This is a genomic window from Psychrobacter sp. 1Y10 (genome assembly GCF_052259005.1).
Lineage (GTDB): Bacteria > Pseudomonadota > Gammaproteobacteria > Pseudomonadales > Moraxellaceae > Psychrobacter > Psychrobacter saeujeotis.
Map to the genome: position 1 here is coordinate 138,950 of NZ_JBQQES010000007.1, position 17,023 is coordinate 155,972.

A 17,023-nucleotide genomic window follows, 5' to 3' on the forward strand; every position below is an offset into this window, starting at 1 on the left:
TCTCCTTATTTCACTACTGGCTGTTGATGAGCTGCTGCTTCAATAACATCTACACCAACCGCCTGTGCGATTTTTTGATCAAACTCAGGTCGGAAATATTTAATCGCACTCATCAGTGGTTCCATCGCACCTGGCGCATGGGCACAGAAAGTTTTACCAATCCATAAGTCACGTGTTAAGCCCTCTAGTTTTTCCACATCGCCCACTTGCCCTTCACCATCGTTGATAGCGGTGAGTAGCTTAACGCCCCATGGCAGGCCATCACGACATGGCGTACACCAGCCGCAAGATTCGCGCTGAAAGAAAATCTCAAGGTTACGCAGCAGTGGCACCATATCTTGTGCTTCATCGACCACCATAATCAGTCCAGTACCCATGCGGCTACCGGCTTCTTGAATGGTGTCAAAATCTACTACCACATCTAAGTGATCAGCCGTTAAAAAGTCAGTCGATGCCCCACCTGGTAACCAAGCTTTTAGCTTTTTACTCTCGATCATACCACCAGCCAAATCTTCGATAATCTCACGAGCGGTATACCCAAATGGTAGCTCCCATAAGCCTGGATCGTTGACCAAGCCTGAGCAGCCAAATATTTTTGTACCAGGGGTTTTACTTTTGCCTTTAATTTCAGACAACGACTGATACCAGTCTACGCCATGGTTTAAAATAGCTGGCATATTACTCAACGTCTCGACGTTATTGACCACTGTTGGTCTACCCCACGCGCCAGAGATTTGCGGAAAAGGCGGCTTGGTACGTGGATTGGCTCGGCGGCCTTCTAAGCAATTGATAAGCGCGGTTTCTTCACCGCATATATAGCGTCCAGCGCCTGTGTGCACATGTAAATGAAAACTAAAATCTGAGCCTAAGATGTTGTCGCCCATTAGGTTGTTAGCCAAACACTCTTCGATGGCCGCAACCAAACGCTCAGCTGCCAAAATATACTCACCGCGGATAAAGATATAGCCATCGGTTGCGCCAATAGCGTGCGCAGTGATAAGCATGCCTTCGATAAGCTGAAATGGCAGACGTTCCATTAACAAGCGGTCTTTGAAGGTACCTGGCTCCATCTCATCAGCATTACAGATAAGATAACGCGGCAAACCATCTGGCGGTGACATAAATGACCATTTTAGGCCAGCATTAAAACCTGCACCGCCGCGGCCTCTAACATTGGCCGCCTTAATCATATCTTCAACAGCTTTAGGGGCTTTATTTAAAGCTTGTTTTAGGCCAGTAAAGCCTTCTAAAGACTGATACGTCGTCAAATCTAATACAGCATCGTGATAAGCTAAGCGCCATGTTAATGGCTTGGTTTTGCTATTGGCTGTAGCTTTGTCACCATAAATTGGCACACGCTGATCATTAAGCTGGCTTGGTGCTTGACCTTGACGACGGCGAGCGATCTGCTCTGACAGTGTTAATCTCATGCGTATAGCTCCAATAACTGTGCGACCTCGGAGGGCTGAATAGGACCATAAGTGTCTTCATCAATCAGTACAGCTGGCCCTTTATCGCAATTACCCAAACAGCAAATTGGTAGTAAAGTAAAACGGCCATCAGGTGTCGTCTGACCATATTCGATACCAAGCTGTAATCTAAGCTCAGCTGATAATGCTTCATAGCCAGTCAAGTAGCAGGCAACAGAATCACAAATTAAGATGACATGGCGACCAACAGGCTGACGATAAATACGATTAAAGAAAGTGGCAACCCCGTCCATGTCTGTCACTGGTATGTCTAGAATATTGGCGATTGCATTTACTTGCGCGTCATCTACCCAGCCGTTGCGTTTTTGTACGATCTTTAATGCATCTAATGAGGCTGCGCGAGCATGTGGGTAATGGTGCATAAATTCATGTATCGCTGCAATCTCCTCGGTAGTGAGGATGCTGGCCACATCTACTTTTGGCATTTTGTCGGAAACAATTTTCATAGTCTTCTATCTTTCCTCAATCATCACGCTTTACCACACTACAAGGATATTTTATTGCGATTGGCGTTATTTTAAGACGTTACCAAACTTGGCATACCGCTTAGCAATAACGCATTGATTAACTTATCTTTTTCAATGTTTTATCGATCACAGTCTGCCATCACAATATCAATTGATGCCAGATACATAATGGCATCAGATACCAATGAGCCGTTAATCACAGAAGGCATTTGCTGCAAATGTGCAAATGTTGGGGTACGAATACGGGTTCGATAGCTCATTGTGGCTTTGTCAGACGTTATGTAATAACTGTTCAGACCTTTGGTGGCCTCCACTATCGTTGTACACTCGCCCGCTGGCATTACAGGACCCCAAGATACGGATATAAAGTGGTTAATCAGTGTTTCAATGTCATTCAATGTACGATCTTTTGGCGGTGGTACGGCTAGTGGATGGTCAGCCTTGTAAGGGCCTTGCGGCATATGATCCATACATTGTCGAATAATGCGTAACGACTGACGCATCTCTTCGACTTTGATCATACAACGGTCATAAGCATCGCCGTTGTAACCAATAGGTACTTCAAAATCAAAGTTTTCATAACCCATATAAGGACGCGCTTTACGCAAATCAAAATCCACACCCGTCGCACGTAGACCAGCTCCAGTAACGCCCCAAGCTAATGCTTGCTTGGCATTATACTGCGCAACGCCTTGGGTTCGTCCTTTTAGCACACTGTTTTGTAGGGCTGCTTTGACATATTCATCCAGACGCTTTGGCATCCAATCTAAAAACTCACGAACCAGACGTTGCCAGCCGCGCGGTAGATCAGCAGCTGTACCTCCAATACGGAACCACGCTGGGTGCATACGATAACCCGTCACAGCCTCGATAACGTCATACGCTTTTTGGCGATCGGTAAACATATAAAACACAGGGGTCATACCACCTGCATCCTGAATAAAAGTACCGACAAATAGCAGGTTATTAGTAATGCGGAAAAACTCACTCATCATCACGCGAATGGTCTGCGCCCGATCTGGTACAGTAATACCCGCAAGCTTTTCGACCGACATGATGTACGGTAACTCATTCATCACCCCACCAAGATAATCAATACGATCGGTGTAAGGGATAAATGAGTGCCATGTTTGGCGCTCTGCCATCTTTTCAGCGCCACGATGGTGATAACCGATATCAGGAATACAATCGACCACCTCTTCACCATCAAGCTGCAATACAAGTCTGAATGCACCGTGAGCAGAGGGATGATTGGGACCGATATTTAGGAACATAAAGTCTTCATCACGCCCTGAGCGTTTCATGCCCCATTCCTCTGGCACAAAACGTAGGTTTTCTTGTTCATACTGCTGTTTGGCAGTGTTCAAGAAGTACGGCGTAAATTCGGTCGCACGTGCATGGTACTCTTTGCGCAGTGGATGGCCTTCCCAATATTTAGGCAACAAGATACGAGTCAGATGTGGATGACCACTAAAAACGATGCCAAACATATCCCACACTTCGCGCTCATACCAGTTGGCATTTGGCCAGATATTAGTGGCGCTCGGTAAACTTAAATCCTCTTCGCTCAGAGCAACCTTAATACGTACATCACTATTACGTTCAAGCGACATGAGATGATAAAATACGGTAAAGTCACTATCAGGTAATCCGGCCCGATGCTGACGCAGACGCTCATCTATCGCTGATAAGTCAAATAACATGACATAGGGCTTTGGTAATTTACGTAAGAATAAAAGTACATCAAGCAAATCGGCACGCGCCACCCAAACCGTTGGAATATCATCAACAGTCTGCTGCACGACAAACTTACCTGCATAATTGTGCCCCAGTTCTCTAATAACTGCAGGTACAGACTTTATCTTAGAATCTTTGTTTTCGACTACCGTGACCATGAATGATACATTCCTTCATTAATCATAACTAAACGATGTTAATCATAATCAAACTATGATAAGCGTATGCGCACTTCGCATTTTTACGAGTTATTTACGACTGACCAAACCAATACATACTATAAAGTCTGGCCAAATATAAGCAGTACTAAATACTATCTGGACTACGCAAGTTTTTTACAGCGATACGATCTGCTTGTTTACGGTCGCGTTCAGGGGTCATTTGTGGCTGATAGATACCCTGATCATTAACGTGAACCCCTAGCGGACGCCGCTCATGAGTAATAGACTCTTGCAATAGCATAAGACCTTGAATCAATGCCTCTGGACGCGGCGGGCAACCTGGAACATAAACATCAACAGGAATAATTTTATCGACACCTTGTACTACTGAGTAGATATCATACATACCGCCAGAGTTGGCACATGCCCCCATTGAGATAACCCATTTTGGTTCAAGCATTTGTTCGTAGAGACGTTGAATGACGGGCGCCATCTTAATAAAACAAGTACCTGCAACGATCATCACATCTGCTTGTCGAGGCGAGGCACGAATAACCTCTGCACCGAAGCGTGATAGATCATGAACCGCAGTAAGTGTTGTTGCATATTCGACATAACAGCAAGAAGTACCAAAGTTAAATGGCCACAGTGAGTGCTTGCGCCCCCAGTTTGCTGTTGAATGAACCAGATCTTCTAGGCGACCCATAAAGACATTTTTATTGACTTCATCTTCGATAGGGTCATTGACCGTTTGGCGAGACTGTGCAGGATAGGTATCTGCATCAGGGTTGGCTTTTGTTAATGTGTATTTCATAACATACAACCTTTATATTAAGCAAAGCTGGCTAATCAACTTACCATCACTATTGCTATAAACAAAATAGTTAACGTTTATTTTTCTCTTGCTGAGCAGCTGCTGCAAAATCTACAGACGTAATATTACCTGTAGTATTGATATGGTCTATGCTTTGTAGATGGCGACGATTGGTTTCAATGTTGTTTGAAACATTGACTTGTCCCGAAGATTGCGCAGGTATTTTACCAGTAGGGTCTACCATCAGCTCATGAGTACCATTGAACTTGGTAATATCAGCCAGATTAAAGCCTGCTGGTGCAGCGTAAAGACGCTCTTTTTTACGGCGTTTATCGGCAGGTGCCCAATTCATCGCACCCAAACTCAGCTCGTATACCAAACCGATGATTAAAATACCAATAAACACAGCCGCCGCCGCAAACCCAAGCCAACTGGCTTCACGAACTGAGACCGCATAAGCATACAAATACAATGCTTCTAAATCAAAGATAACAAAGAAGATAGCCACCAAATAGAATTGGGCAGACAAACGAATACGGGCATTGCCAGATCCGACAACGCCCGCTTCAAACACTTCTTCTTTTTGTAAACCCTGAGAGCGACCGCCAAGTAAACGCGGCACGACCAGCATAAAAACGACTAGTCCTATAGCGGCTAGAATAAAGGCGACTGCTGACCAATTAAAAGCAGACATGATAATACGTGCTCCTCACCCAATCTAGTGTCATAAATAACGCAAACCATTGTTCTACAAAGAATAATAGCATAGCATTACCTGACGCAGACGAAAACACAAAGACTGTGCTGGTAACAACCAATTATCAAAATTATTGACGACGGTATAAGACGATACCAACCGTAAATTTATCTAAGTACTAAAAACAGTAAAGCAATCTACTGATCTTCGATGTTGACACTCAGAACAGAGACACTGATAGTCTTTAGCTATGCTATCAGACAAAAACTGTAGCATATCTAGATAAAGGCTGGTCATCAAATCCATCTAATAAGGACGCAAGATAAATTTATTAAATCAATATCATATTTAGACATTTAATTGATTTAATAACTCATTACGCGTAATCAACAATGGTATGACAACTGGCATAAACTGTTTGCTCACTATACGCATATCACCCATTAAAAGCCAGTTTTTAACAGTATTATGTAGTCATTTTATATGCTACAAAATATGTATTTTATAAAACAAAATGTGCTATCCACTACTAAAACTATAGCAGGACAGATCGTTTGATTGACAGTCCAATATTAGTGGAAAAAATCCTGAACAATGTAGTCAAGAATCAAGAATCATAACTGATCTATCTAAATATAATAGCACTATACAGCAGAGTATTTGACATGCGTGGCAAGACTGCGAGTATTGTAAACCAAATACATCCAATTGCAAACTGCCCATAGTGCTACTTTAAATAAACATTGCTATGCGTGGTGTTGCTATAGGGTTTTTAGTCAATAAAAAAGAGGTAGATCCAAGTAATGGACTACCTCTTTGTCAATAATAAAATTATAAATCAATCAATACTATCGTCTTGCATCAATTGATTATTGGTTGATGACATCTACCCCTTTTGGCGGCGTAAATTTAAACTGACTGCTGCTGACACTTGGGTTAAGCTTGATGTCATTAAACTTAATTGATGTGGTTTGTCCAAGTGTATCATTTAATACCATCATGACCGGTTTACCGCCACTAAAGCTTACAGATAGATTTTTAAAGCTAGCATCACCGGTTTTAGGATATAACACGTAGTAATTTTTGTTTTCGTACGGTTGGGTCACTTTAAAATTTTTATCAATTTTACTTGGATCACCTGATAACAACAATGCTGGCGTATTGCCTACTTGACTATCTACGCCTTGTTTGGTTGCTTGCTCCAAGTCTTTATCATAGATCCACATTGAGTTGCCATTTGCAACAATCAACTGTTCTGATGGTGACTTGGTTTCCCAGCGAAAGTTATTTGGACGTTGAACACTCATTGAACCTTTAAACGTGCCATTGGTTGCGCCTTTAGTCGTTTGAGTAAAGTTGGCAGTCATGCTTTTAGTATTGGTTAACAGCTTGTTTAAACGTTTGGCTGCGACCAAATTGTCAGCAGGGGCCGCTGTCGCAGATTGGGTCAATGCCATCATTGGCGCTGCAACACCCAACGTGGTCATTAATACACCAGTCAGTGCGCCGCTCATCATTTTTTGTTTTACTGTAGTAGATTTTACTTTAGTAGATAAAGTCATGATTTTTCCTCTCGTAGTAAAAATAAAATATCAATGAATATAAAAGTTAGATCATCGCGTTTTTGTTGTGTTCATCTATTGCACAAGATCATGTGCAGTGTGAGTTATCGCAATAAGCCTATGAATATCGTAAGTATACAACTATATAATTATAACAATATTTAGTAGTGATCTAACCGTCAGTTATCAGCTGCTTGTTTGTTTAATATCGCTTCAACTCTCAACAAAATAGTACTAATAACCAATGAGCACAGTGTGCCAGTTTTTTTATTACACGCCTAGTCTTCAATTGCAATCAATACTACGCCTGCCATACGCGCTTGTAACGGCAGTAGTTACACTACTCTACCCTTTCACTACTTTATTCTGTTAATTAAAAATAAAAGTAAGCACAAAAAAAGCTCCTATTACCAATCAGTAATAGGAGCTTTTATATGTAACAAACTACATTATTTACAAATAATAAAGTAGCTTATGCTTTAAAACGATAATTACTCGCCTTCAACCATTACATAGCGACGGTTAAATTTACCTTTAGTCGCAAACTTTACTACACCGTCATTTAGTGCAAATAAAGTATGGTCACGACCCATACCAACGCCTTCGCCTGCGTGGAACTCTGTACCACGTTGACGTACAATGATGTTACCAGCAGTAATAGCTTGGCCACCAAAGATTTTTACGCCGAGCATTTTTGGGTTTGAATCACGACCGTTACGGCTCGAACCGGCAGCTTTTTTATGTGCCATGAGAAAATCTCCTTGTTAATATAATTTATCGCTATTGCGATACATCTTAAGCAGTTAGTACGCTATTTAGCATCAATAGCTAAACTGATAACTACGCGTTAATCGCTTTGATTTTTAACAAGGTGTACCATTGGCGGTGACCTTGCTCTTTATGATAATGCTTACGACGGTTGTGCTTGATGATACGGATTTTATCACCGCGACCGTGCTCAACCACTTCAACTTCTACGCTTGCACCATCTACAACAGGCTGACCAATTTTGACGTTATCACCATCTACAACCATCAACACGTCTTCAAACCTAATCGTCTCGCCTTTTTCTGCTTTTAACAATTCAACTCTTAAAAGCTCATCGACGACTACACGATGCTGTTTACCACCACTTTTGATTACTGCGTACATTGTCTGACTCCGTTTAACCCGTGTGCCGTGGCTGATATCATACCAACGCTTCGACGACGAACACGACAGGGAAAAATTAAAGGCAAGATTTTACGGCTTTTTGCTCATAAAAGCAAGCCACCTATCTTGTTTTTGAAAGTTGGTGATATTTACTCAATGTCTTGGTACTGTGTATTTTGACAATGAGCTGACCAATTTATGTAAGCAAAAATTTTACAAAATAAACCGTATTAGCAATTATGCCAACGATTAGTTTAAGCTTAAGTACCACTATTATAACTTATACAATCAGTAACTTACAATGCATTATTAACACCCGCTTTACTTTAACTACCGATTTGATAATGTAGCTATGTTACTATAAGCATGCTGATAGTGTTATAAGAGACGGCTATCAAACGATTTTTTCTATCTTCTATTAATATGACTATTTACTATGACGACCACCTCTTTATCGAACACCTTAACCACCTCTTTATCTGCCCCAAGTTATGCCGATATTCAAAGTATCGTTGTTGATGACTTTGAGATCATGGATAAACAGGTGTTTGGCAGTCTTAATTCAAAAGTACAGCTTGTTATGAGCGTCTCCCAGCATGTGATCAATGCAGGTGGCAAACGTATGCGTCCATTAATTACCCTATTATGTGCGCGTATGCTTAATGACGAGCCATCACGCGAAGCGATGCATTTGGCAGCCATTACTGAGATGCTGCATACGGCAACTTTGGTACATGACGATGTGATTGATGAGTCAGGACAGCGCCGAGGCAAACCGACAGCCAATGCCACATGGGACAATGCGACAGCCGTTTTGGTTGGAGATTATCTCATTGCCCGTGCCTTTAATTTACTAGTAAGTTTTCAGAGTTTACCGTTATTGCAGCTATTTTCGGATGGTACCTGTGATATTGCTGAGGGGGAGGTTTTACAGCTCCAGCATCAACACAACCCTACTGCTACTGAAGCCGACTACCTTAATATCATAGACGGCAAAACATCACGGCTATTCATGATGGCAACTCAAGGTGCCGCTATTCTGCAAGAGCAAACGCAGTATTTATCTGCATTAGCAGACTTTGGACAACACTTTGGTAATGCGTTTCAGATTATCGATGATGTGCTCGACTATAGTGGTGATAGTGAAGTGATGGGCAAAAACCTTGGTGATGATTTGGCAGAAGGTAAGCCAACTCTACCCACAATCAAAGCGCTTGAACTACTCAAAGACAGCGATACAGAAGGTTATGAGCAACTGCGTATTGCCGTACAGACAGGCAAAACGCCAAATGCAGAACAGCTCATAGAATTGGTTCGTAGTTCAGGCGCGTTAGACTACTGTAAAAAACGCGCGCTAGAAGAGACAGCCTTGGCGCAGCAGGCACTAAACACGCTACCTGACAACCGTTATCGTCATGGCTTGTATCAACTCACAGAGCTTGCCAGCGCGCGATTGCTATAGTTAGTTCTGTGTCATCTGTACTATCAACTGACAAAGGCAACTCTATTTCTAAGTACTATTTAGTAGTTGAACCGTCCAAACTCTACCTAAGTAGCGATTTGGACGCTATTTAAATAGAGTTTTTTAACGACTATTGCATTCGAAACTAACAAGCTAAAATTAACCTTTTTAAAAATAACAGGTTATCGGCATCGTTACCTTTCTTTAAGTTTCATAAATATTTGCAGTATTATAATCATGTAAAGATTGTTTTGATAATTTGACGATGCTCAATCAATAACCTTCTATGAATGCTTCATGTATCTTTTAAGGTTAAAAATCGTTTTATGTGTTGCTAAAACTACATTTTTACTGCCTACATCATATCTTTTAATCAAAATCTCATATATGTATGTAAAAATAACTTCTATAACAAAAAAGCAACACTATGTCACGCTATCAATAATGCTGTGTTTTAATAGGTCTTATCTCTTGTGATGCTTGTCTCTTCAACGTTTGTACAGCTCATAAGAAGAAGTATAGCTTTCCTTTGCAAAAGATCTGTTTTTATTAGCTTGACTGTAGGGTATACCCTATAGTTTATAATACGGCACTAAATTTACTTACCAACTTTTATTGTTTGGTTGTTCTTAGTGCTAAAACCTCGCCTGCATGTTTTTATGATTTAATTTATAAGATATAAATCATGTATGACCACATAGAATATAAGTCGGTTCAGCTTTTTATGCGGTAAGGTTTACATTATACATTTACTCTATATTAGTCATTATGATGGCTCAAAGAAACAGTTACTAGTCGTAGCATCTACATTCGTGTGACGTTACGATGCACTATTAAAATTTTATCTATACCGTACCTATATTATTGACGAGGACATTGATGAAGCACTCTACTCTAGCGCTTGTAATAGCATCTGTACTATCTGGAGCTGTACTGGTTGGCTGTGACAAAAACGAGGACTCAGCAGATGCCGCCGCACAGCAGCAGATGCCGCCAGCCGTCGTCAACGTCCAGACTGTCACTTTCGACACCGTACCTCAAGTACAGACTTTTTCTGGACGTACCACAGCTTACCAAACCGCCGACGTCCGTCCACAGGTGAATGGTGTCATTGACGAAGTACTATTCCGTGAAGGCGGTAACGTCAAAAAAGGTCAACCGCTTTATCGTATAAACACTGACAACTATGCCTCTTCTGTCACTAGTGGACAAGCAGCGGTACAGCAAGCACAAGCCAACTATCAGACATCATTGGCCAACAATGCCAATGCTAAAGCTGAACTAGCAAGCCGTCAAGCATCACTTGCTCAGGCTCAAAACGACCTACAACGTCTACAAGGATTGGTCGATATAGATGCCATCTCTAAGCAGCAATATGAGCAGGCACAAACGCAAGTGCGTACAGCACAAGCTGCCGTACAAAGCGCCGCGGCAGCGGTTGGACAGACCCAAGCTGGTATAGAAAGCGCCAAAGCTGGCATCCAAACGGCAAAAGCTGGACTAGAAGCCAGCACCTTAGATCTTAATCGCACCATTGTACGTGCGCCATTGACTGGTCGTACTGATCGCTCTAGCGTCACCGCTGGTACGCTGGTCAGTGCAGGACAACCAGATCCGTTGGTAACCATTTCACGTCTAGACCCTATCTATGTTGACATCAGTCAGTCATCTTCTGAGCTTTTGAAGCTACGTCAACAAATATCTGAAGGCAAAGTACAGCCAGGAATGAACTCGGTTGAGCTGGTACTAGAAGATGGGTCAGTCTATCCAGTGCGCGGCAAGCTTGCACTATCTGAAGCAAAAGTTGATGAATCGACAGGTGCAGTTACTTTGCGAGCTATCTTCCCAAATAGCAATAATATTTTGCTACCAGGTATGTATGTGACAGCACGTCTAACCCAAAGTGTCATTACTAATGCAGCACTGGTACCACAAAGCGCGGTCATGCGTACGCCTAAAGGTGATACGCAGGTCTATATCGCTGATAAAGATAACAAAATCCAAGTACGTCCAGTCACTATTAATGGTACTTACGATGGACAATGGGTTGTCACTGATGGTCTAAAAGCGGGTGATAAAGTGGTTGTGATTGGCGGCTCGAAAGTCAAGCCTGAGCAAGAAGTAGTGGTCAAGCCATTAGAGAGTGCCAATTCAGCCCCTTCAGCTCAAGACACTGCTAACGCTCAAACCCCACAGCAAGCGGCAAAAACGATGGATGAGAAACCATCTGATAATGATACTTCTAACGAAAAATCAACAGAAGCCGCTGCTAACTAATTCCATTCAAAGATAGGAAGACTTAGGGATATACTATGTCACGTTTTTTTATTAATCGCCCTATTTTTGCATGGGTGCTGGCTATTTTGGTCATGCTCATCGGGGTGATATCGGTCATCAACCTACCGATTGAACAGTATCCACGTATTGCACCGCCAACTATATCGGTGAGTGCAAGCTATCCTGGTGCGAATGCGCAAACCGTTGAAGACTCAGTCGTACAGATCATTGAGCAACGCATGAAAGGGCTTGACGGCCTGATGTATATGTCGTCATCGAGCTCCTCAAATGGTGGTGCCTCTGTTACGCTGACGTTTGAAAACGGTACAGACCCTGATACCGCTCAGGTACAGGTACAAAACAAACTACAAGCGGCAATGAGCTCATTACCTGAATCGGTACAGCGTCAGGGCGTCAACGTTAACAAATCTTCTAGCAGCTTCTTAATGGTACAGGGTTTTATCTCTGAAGATGGGGGTATGGATCGTTCGGATATCGCCGACTATATCAACTCAAACGTCGTTGACCAACTAAGCCGTGTCGAAGGGGTTGGTGAAGTACAGGTGTTTGGTTCTGCTTATGCCATGCGTATCTGGCTAGACCCTGCACGCTTACGTAGCTACAACATGGTGCCATCTGATGTGGTCAATGCAGTGCGAGCGCAAAACGCACAAGTCTCTGCAGGTCAATTAGGTCAAGCACCTGCCGATACTGATCAACAGGTCATCAATGCAACTGTGACTGTACAGAGCTATCTGCAAACCCCCAAAGAATTTAAAGATATTTTGTTAAAAACCGATACTTCAGGCGCACAAGTGCGTTTGGGTGATGTCGCAGATGTTGAAATTGGTAGTGAAAACTATAGTGTTATCTCGCTATATAACGGTCAAGAAGCAGCTGGTTTAGGTATCTCATTAGCGGGTGGTGCTAATGCGTTAGAGACTCGCGAAGCTGTCAGCGCCCGTATGGCAGAGTTAGAGGCCAATTTTCCAGCAGGTCTCACCTCAGTTGTACCTTATGACACCACACCGTTTGTCCGTTTATCTATCGAGCAGGTCGTTCATACGCTTATCGAAGCGATTGTACTAGTATTCATCGTCATGTTTATTTTCTTACAGAACTGGCGTGCTACTATTATTCCTACCCTTGCCGTTCCTGTCGTTCTACTGGGTACCTTTGCAGTATTGTATGTCGCAGGCTTTAGTATTAACGTTCTCACAATGTTTGCAATGGTACTGTCCATTGGTCTTTTGGTCGATGATGCGATCGTCGTCGTGGAGAACGTTGAACGTATTTTGGAAGAAGATCCTGATATTTCTATTAAAGATGCCACCGTTCAATCTATGGGCGAAATCAGTAAGATTGTTATTGGTATTGCCATTATCTTGTCAGCAGTGTTTGTTCCTATGGCCTTCTTTGGCGGTTCAACAGGGGTAATTTATCGACAGTTCTCGATTACCTTAATTACTGCTATGGTATTTTCTGCCCTAGTTGCGCTTATCTTCACTCCAGCGCTATGCGTGACGCTACTAAAGCGTGGTAAAAGTCATGAAAAAGGCAATACTGAAGAGAAAAAAGGCTTTTTTGGTTGGTTTAACCGTGGTTTCTTTAAGCTTAGCCGCAAATATGAAACCTCAGTTGGTAAGAGCTTCCGTTTTAAATGGCTTTACCTAATAGGTTATGCCGCCATCATCGGTATCATGGCTGTTGTATTCTTACGCATTCCAGGCTCATTCTTACCAGAAGAAGACCAAGGTATTATGTTTACCTTGGTTCAGCTACCAGCTGGTTCGACACTGGATGAAACGCAAGATGTACTCGATAAAGTCAGTAACTATTATGATACCCAAGAGGGCGATAATATTGCCTCTGTCTTTACCATCGCAGGCTTTAGTTTTGCTGGTCAAGGACAGAATATGGGACTGGCCTTTGTGCGTTTATCAGACTGGGAGAACCGTTCTGGAGAAGAAAATACCGCACAAGCAGTCGCAGATCGCGCGATGGGGTACTTCTTCACTCAATTAAACGAAGCACAGGTATTTGCGATCGTACCGCCAGCGATTACCGAACTTGGTAATGCCAGTGGTTTTGATTTGATGATTCAAGATACTGGTAACCTTGGACACGAGGGCTTACTTGAAGCACGAAACATGCTGCTCGGTATGGCCGCACAGAACGATCAAGTCGCAGGTGTGCGTCCTAACGGTCAAGAAGATGCACCGCAGCTAAAAGTAAATATCAATCAAGAACAAGCAGCTGCCTATGGTTTATCAATGGGTAGTATCAACAGCGTTATCTCTACCGCTTGGGGCTCAAGCTACATCAATGACTTCGTCGACCGCGGTCGTATCAAACGCGTCTTTGTTCAAGGTGAGCCTAGCAGCCGTACCAACCCTGATGATATCGGTAAATGGTATGTGCGCAACGACATAGGTGATATGATTTCTTTCGATGCGTTCTCTAGCAGCGAATGGCAATCCGGCTCACCGCGTCTGACGCGCTACAACAGCTTGCCATCTATGAACATCCAAGGTAGCGCCGCGCCTGGTCTTAGTACCGGTGAAGCGATGAGCTCAATGGAAGCTATGATGGAAAAACTGCCTGACGGTGTCGGTTACGAATGGACGGGTATGTCACTTGAGGAGCAAAAGTCAGGTGCTCAAGCGCCAATGCTATATGCCCTTTCAATCTTAGTAGTATTCTTATGTTTGGCTGCTTTGTATGAAAGCTGGTCTATCCCCTTCTCTGTACTACTTGTCATTCCTCTTGGGGTATTAGGAGCGGTAATATTTACGTGGCTACGCGGCTTTAACAACGATATTTACTTACAAGTCGGCCTATTAACCGTGGTTGGTCTATCAGCCAAAAACGCCATCTTGATTATTGAGTTTGCCAAAGAACACCAAGAAGAAGGCTATAGTCTAAGAGAGGCCGTCATGACGGCAGCAAGACAACGTCTGCGTCCGATTATCATGACCTCGCTTGCCTTTGGGTTAGGGGTTGTGCCATTATTCATCGCTACAGGTCCTGGTTCTGGTAGCCAAAACGCCATTGGTACTAGTGTGGTTGGCGGGGTTATTACTGCGACATTCTTAGGTATCTTCTTTATTCCTATGTTCTATATTTGGGTGCGTAGTTTGTTCCCGTATAAATATAAGAATAATGGGCCAAATGACGGCGGCGATGATACACCTGATCTACAAAAACCTACTTCTTCTGAGGAATATCAGCCTGCAAGTCTTGGAGATAATACACAATGAGTGTTCAAAAAACCTTTACCTTAAGATCAGCGGCGTTAGTGAGCTTTGCACAACCGCTGCTGTCGCAAACATGCAAAAATAGCGCTCGTCTCTTAAGCCTAACCGCTTTAGCGGTCAGTATGGCAGCTTGTAATACCATTCCAAAAGCTGATACGCGCCCTGTACTCGCTGAGCCTAACATTCCTGTTGGGCAAAGCTATGGCGCGTTTGATCGTGAGACGGTTAGTAGTACTGAGCAGCCAAGCCTTGCCAGTCAGCGCTGGCAAAACTTTTATAGTGATGAGCGTTTAAAAGGACTCATTGCGTTAGGTCTTAACAACAATAAAGACTTTGAAAGTGCTCGTTTGGCCATCGAAAAAGCGCGTGCGCAGTACCGTATTACTGACATCAACGATCTACCAACGATTAATGGTCAGGCGGGTTATTCACGCTCTCGTCAAGGTAGTGAGTTTGGCAATCAAACCAGTGACAGTTACAATGTCGATTTGGGTTTGGCCAGTTATGAGTTGGACTTTTGGGGAAGAATTGATAGCTTAAAAGATCAAGCCTTACAAAACTTCTTAGCAACTGCGGCAGCCAAAGATGCTACCCAGATCAGCCTAGTAAGTAATATTGCTCAAAGCTATGCCAACCTAAGTTATAGTCTGGCTCAATTAAAATTGGCAGAAGCGACGGTAGAGAGCCGTGAGCGATCCTTGTTTATTGCTGATAAACGTTTTGAAGCAGGTATTGACCCCAAACTGCCTTCACTACAATCTTCTGCCGCACTTGAAAATGCCAAGCTTGCAGTTTTACGAGCACAAAGCAGCATTTTGACTTCACGTAACGCCCTACAGTTCTTAGTTGGTACTCCTATTCCAAGCGAGCTTATTCCATCGCCTGCGATCAGCAACATTACCACTCACGAAATATTTAGTGCAGGTCTGCCAAGCGAATTGCTACGTTATCGTCCAGATGTACTACAAGCAGAATACAACCTAAAAGCTGCTGGTGCTAATATAGCGGTAGCACGGGCCGCTTATTTTCCAACGATCAGTCTCGCTAGTAGCGTTGGTGTGCGTAGTGATGGTTTGAGCGACTTGTTCGATAATAGTGCTTTTGGTTGGTCTTTTGGGCCCAATATTAGCGTGCCTATATTTGACGCAGGGCGCTTAGATGCCAACTACGACGTGGCTAAAATCGAGCGCGAGCAGACACTGGCAAGCTACGAGAGATCTATTCAAACAGCTTTTCGTGAAGTGTCTGATGTGCTTGCCACACGTGCCACTTTAGGTGAGCAATTGGCGGCGCAGTATCGTTTACAAGATAATTTTGAACAAACCTATCAGATAGCGGATGCCCGCTTTAAAGCAGGTATTTCAAACTATCTAGATGTGCTTGATGCACAGCGTTCACTGTTCTCAACTCAACAAGGTATCCTAGATTTAGAGCTACAAAAAATCGTTAGCCAAATTGAGCTATACCAAGCGCTTGGTGGCGGTGCTAACCTAGATATACCGACGGCCATTCCTGTACCGCAATATACCAACTTGGCTCAAGTCGCTAACTTACCGGCCAATAGTGCAAAAGCAAAAGCGGCTTACGCTGTCAACGCTGCAGGGTCAGCACGCGTGGCATCTCCACAAGAAGCGCTAGAGATCAAACAAGCTAAGACGCCAGCGACCTCTACTTTTAAGCCTACCGCTATTGTCGATGTCGATAACGATGGTAAAAAAGAGGCAGCAGTCGGTATCGTGACGCAAGAAACCCCTACCGATCAGGCACCCGTAACACAAATTATTGAACCTTAAACAATTACAAGGTATCAAGCGAATAGCTACTCTACAATTAGCCCTGCCGCCTTGGTGGGGCTTTTTGCTTTCGCAGACTACTTTTGGTTATAGTAGTGTCATTATATTAAATAGCTTTTTATACAGACCAACTTTATAAATGGTGACACGCTCA

The 17,023-nt window shown here is 43.1% G+C and carries 12 protein-coding genes; 4 read left to right on the forward strand and 8 right to left on the reverse strand.

Going from position 1 to position 17,023, the window contains the following annotated elements:
* Positions 1-5 precede the first annotated feature (5 nt).
* The 8 genes from nuoF to rplU all read right to left on the reverse strand — a co-directional run bounded on the left by nuoF (position 6) and on the right by rplU (position 8,080).
* Positions 6-1,430, reverse strand: a complete 1,425-nt coding sequence (gene nuoF, locus ACTXGH_RS10385) for an NADH-quinone oxidoreductase subunit NuoF (protein ID WP_439296415.1) — start codon at positions 1,428-1,430, stop codon at positions 6-8.
* On the reverse strand, positions 1,427-1,936 hold the full coding sequence (gene nuoE, locus ACTXGH_RS10390; protein ID WP_299219096.1) for an NADH-quinone oxidoreductase subunit NuoE: 510 nt from the start codon (positions 1,934-1,936) through the stop codon (positions 1,427-1,429). Before nuoE ends, nuoF begins: the two co-directional genes overlap by 4 nt.
* 140 nt (positions 1,937-2,076) lie before the next feature.
* Entirely contained in the window at positions 2,077-3,852 is a 1,776-nt protein-coding gene (gene nuoC, locus ACTXGH_RS10395; RefSeq protein WP_439296416.1) for an NADH-quinone oxidoreductase subunit C/D, read from the reverse strand.
* A 148-nt stretch (positions 3,853-4,000) separates the two neighbouring features.
* The gene (locus ACTXGH_RS10400) at positions 4,001-4,669 is read right to left on the reverse strand and encodes a NuoB/complex I 20 kDa subunit family protein (protein ID WP_299219093.1); all 669 of its coding nucleotides are present in this window, start codon (positions 4,667-4,669) and stop codon (positions 4,001-4,003) included.
* A gap of 70 nt (positions 4,670-4,739) precedes the next feature.
* Entirely contained in the window at positions 4,740-5,363 is a 624-nt protein-coding gene (ndhC, locus tag ACTXGH_RS10405) for an NADH-quinone oxidoreductase subunit A (RefSeq protein WP_439296417.1), read from the reverse strand.
* Positions 5,364-6,235: 872 nt separating this feature from the next.
* Complete coding sequence (gene lolA, locus ACTXGH_RS10410) at positions 6,236-6,928, reverse strand: outer membrane lipoprotein chaperone LolA (RefSeq protein WP_439296418.1); 693 nt, start codon at positions 6,926-6,928, stop codon at positions 6,236-6,238.
* 491 nt (positions 6,929-7,419) lie between these two features.
* Positions 7,420-7,677, reverse strand: coding sequence for a 50S ribosomal protein L27 (rpmA, locus tag ACTXGH_RS10415; protein WP_068034744.1), 258 nt, complete (start codon positions 7,675-7,677; stop codon positions 7,420-7,422).
* A gap of 91 nt (positions 7,678-7,768) precedes the next feature.
* On the reverse strand, positions 7,769-8,080 hold the full coding sequence (rplU, locus tag ACTXGH_RS10420; protein ID WP_439261238.1) for a 50S ribosomal protein L21: 312 nt from the start codon (positions 8,078-8,080) through the stop codon (positions 7,769-7,771).
* Positions 8,081-8,516: 436 nt separating this feature from the next.
* Here rplU and ACTXGH_RS10425 point away from each other — a divergent pair, with 436 nt between their 5' ends.
* The 4 genes from ACTXGH_RS10425 (at position 8,517) to ACTXGH_RS10440 (ending at position 16,869) form a co-directional block, all read left to right on the forward strand.
* Entirely contained in the window at positions 8,517-9,542 is a 1,026-nt protein-coding gene (locus ACTXGH_RS10425) for a polyprenyl synthetase family protein (protein WP_439261240.1), read from the forward strand.
* Positions 9,543-10,421: 879 nt separating this feature from the next.
* Positions 10,422-11,819: an efflux RND transporter periplasmic adaptor subunit gene (locus tag ACTXGH_RS10430; protein ID WP_439296419.1), complete on the forward strand. Its 1,398-nt coding sequence runs from the start codon at positions 10,422-10,424 to the stop codon at positions 11,817-11,819.
* A 35-nt stretch (positions 11,820-11,854) separates the two neighbouring features.
* Entirely contained in the window at positions 11,855-15,079 is a 3,225-nt protein-coding gene (locus tag ACTXGH_RS10435) for an efflux RND transporter permease subunit (protein WP_439261244.1), read from the forward strand.
* Entirely contained in the window at positions 15,076-16,869 is a 1,794-nt protein-coding gene (locus ACTXGH_RS10440) for an efflux transporter outer membrane subunit (RefSeq protein ID WP_439296420.1), read from the forward strand. The genes ACTXGH_RS10435 and ACTXGH_RS10440 overlap by 4 nt, the downstream gene beginning before the upstream one ends.
* Positions 16,870-17,023 lie beyond the last annotated feature (154 nt).

What these genes read in the sequence shown, in the direction of transcription:
- nuoC (WP_439296416.1), bottom strand. Translation starts at nt 3,852, where the DNA reads ATGGTCACGGTAGTCGAAAACAAAGATTCTAAGATAAAGTCTGTACCT.
- rplU (WP_439261238.1), bottom strand. Translation starts at nt 8,080, where the DNA reads ATGTACGCAGTAATCAAAAGTGGTGGTAAACAGCATCGTGTAGTCGTC.
- nuoF (WP_439296415.1), bottom strand. Translation starts at nt 1,430, where the DNA reads ATGAGATTAACACTGTCAGAGCAGATCGCTCGCCGTCGTCAAGGTCAA.
- nuoE (WP_299219096.1), bottom strand. Translation starts at nt 1,936, where the DNA reads ATGAAAATTGTTTCCGACAAAATGCCAAAAGTAGATGTGGCCAGCATC.
- ACTXGH_RS10425 (WP_439261240.1), top strand. Translation starts at nt 8,517, where the DNA reads ATGACGACCACCTCTTTATCGAACACCTTAACCACCTCTTTATCTGCC.
- ACTXGH_RS10440 (WP_439296420.1), top strand. Translation starts at nt 15,076, where the DNA reads ATGAGTGTTCAAAAAACCTTTACCTTAAGATCAGCGGCGTTAGTGAGC.
- rpmA (WP_068034744.1), bottom strand. Translation starts at nt 7,677, where the DNA reads ATGGCACATAAAAAAGCTGCCGGTTCGAGCCGTAACGGTCGTGATTCA.
- lolA (WP_439296418.1), bottom strand. Translation starts at nt 6,928, where the DNA reads ATGACTTTATCTACTAAAGTAAAATCTACTACAGTAAAACAAAAAATG.
- ACTXGH_RS10400 (WP_299219093.1), bottom strand. Translation starts at nt 4,669, where the DNA reads ATGAAATACACATTAACAAAAGCCAACCCTGATGCAGATACCTATCCT.
- ndhC (WP_439296417.1), bottom strand. Translation starts at nt 5,363, where the DNA reads ATGTCTGCTTTTAATTGGTCAGCAGTCGCCTTTATTCTAGCCGCTATA.
- ACTXGH_RS10430 (WP_439296419.1), top strand. Translation starts at nt 10,422, where the DNA reads ATGAAGCACTCTACTCTAGCGCTTGTAATAGCATCTGTACTATCTGGA.
- ACTXGH_RS10435 (WP_439261244.1), top strand. Translation starts at nt 11,855, where the DNA reads ATGTCACGTTTTTTTATTAATCGCCCTATTTTTGCATGGGTGCTGGCT.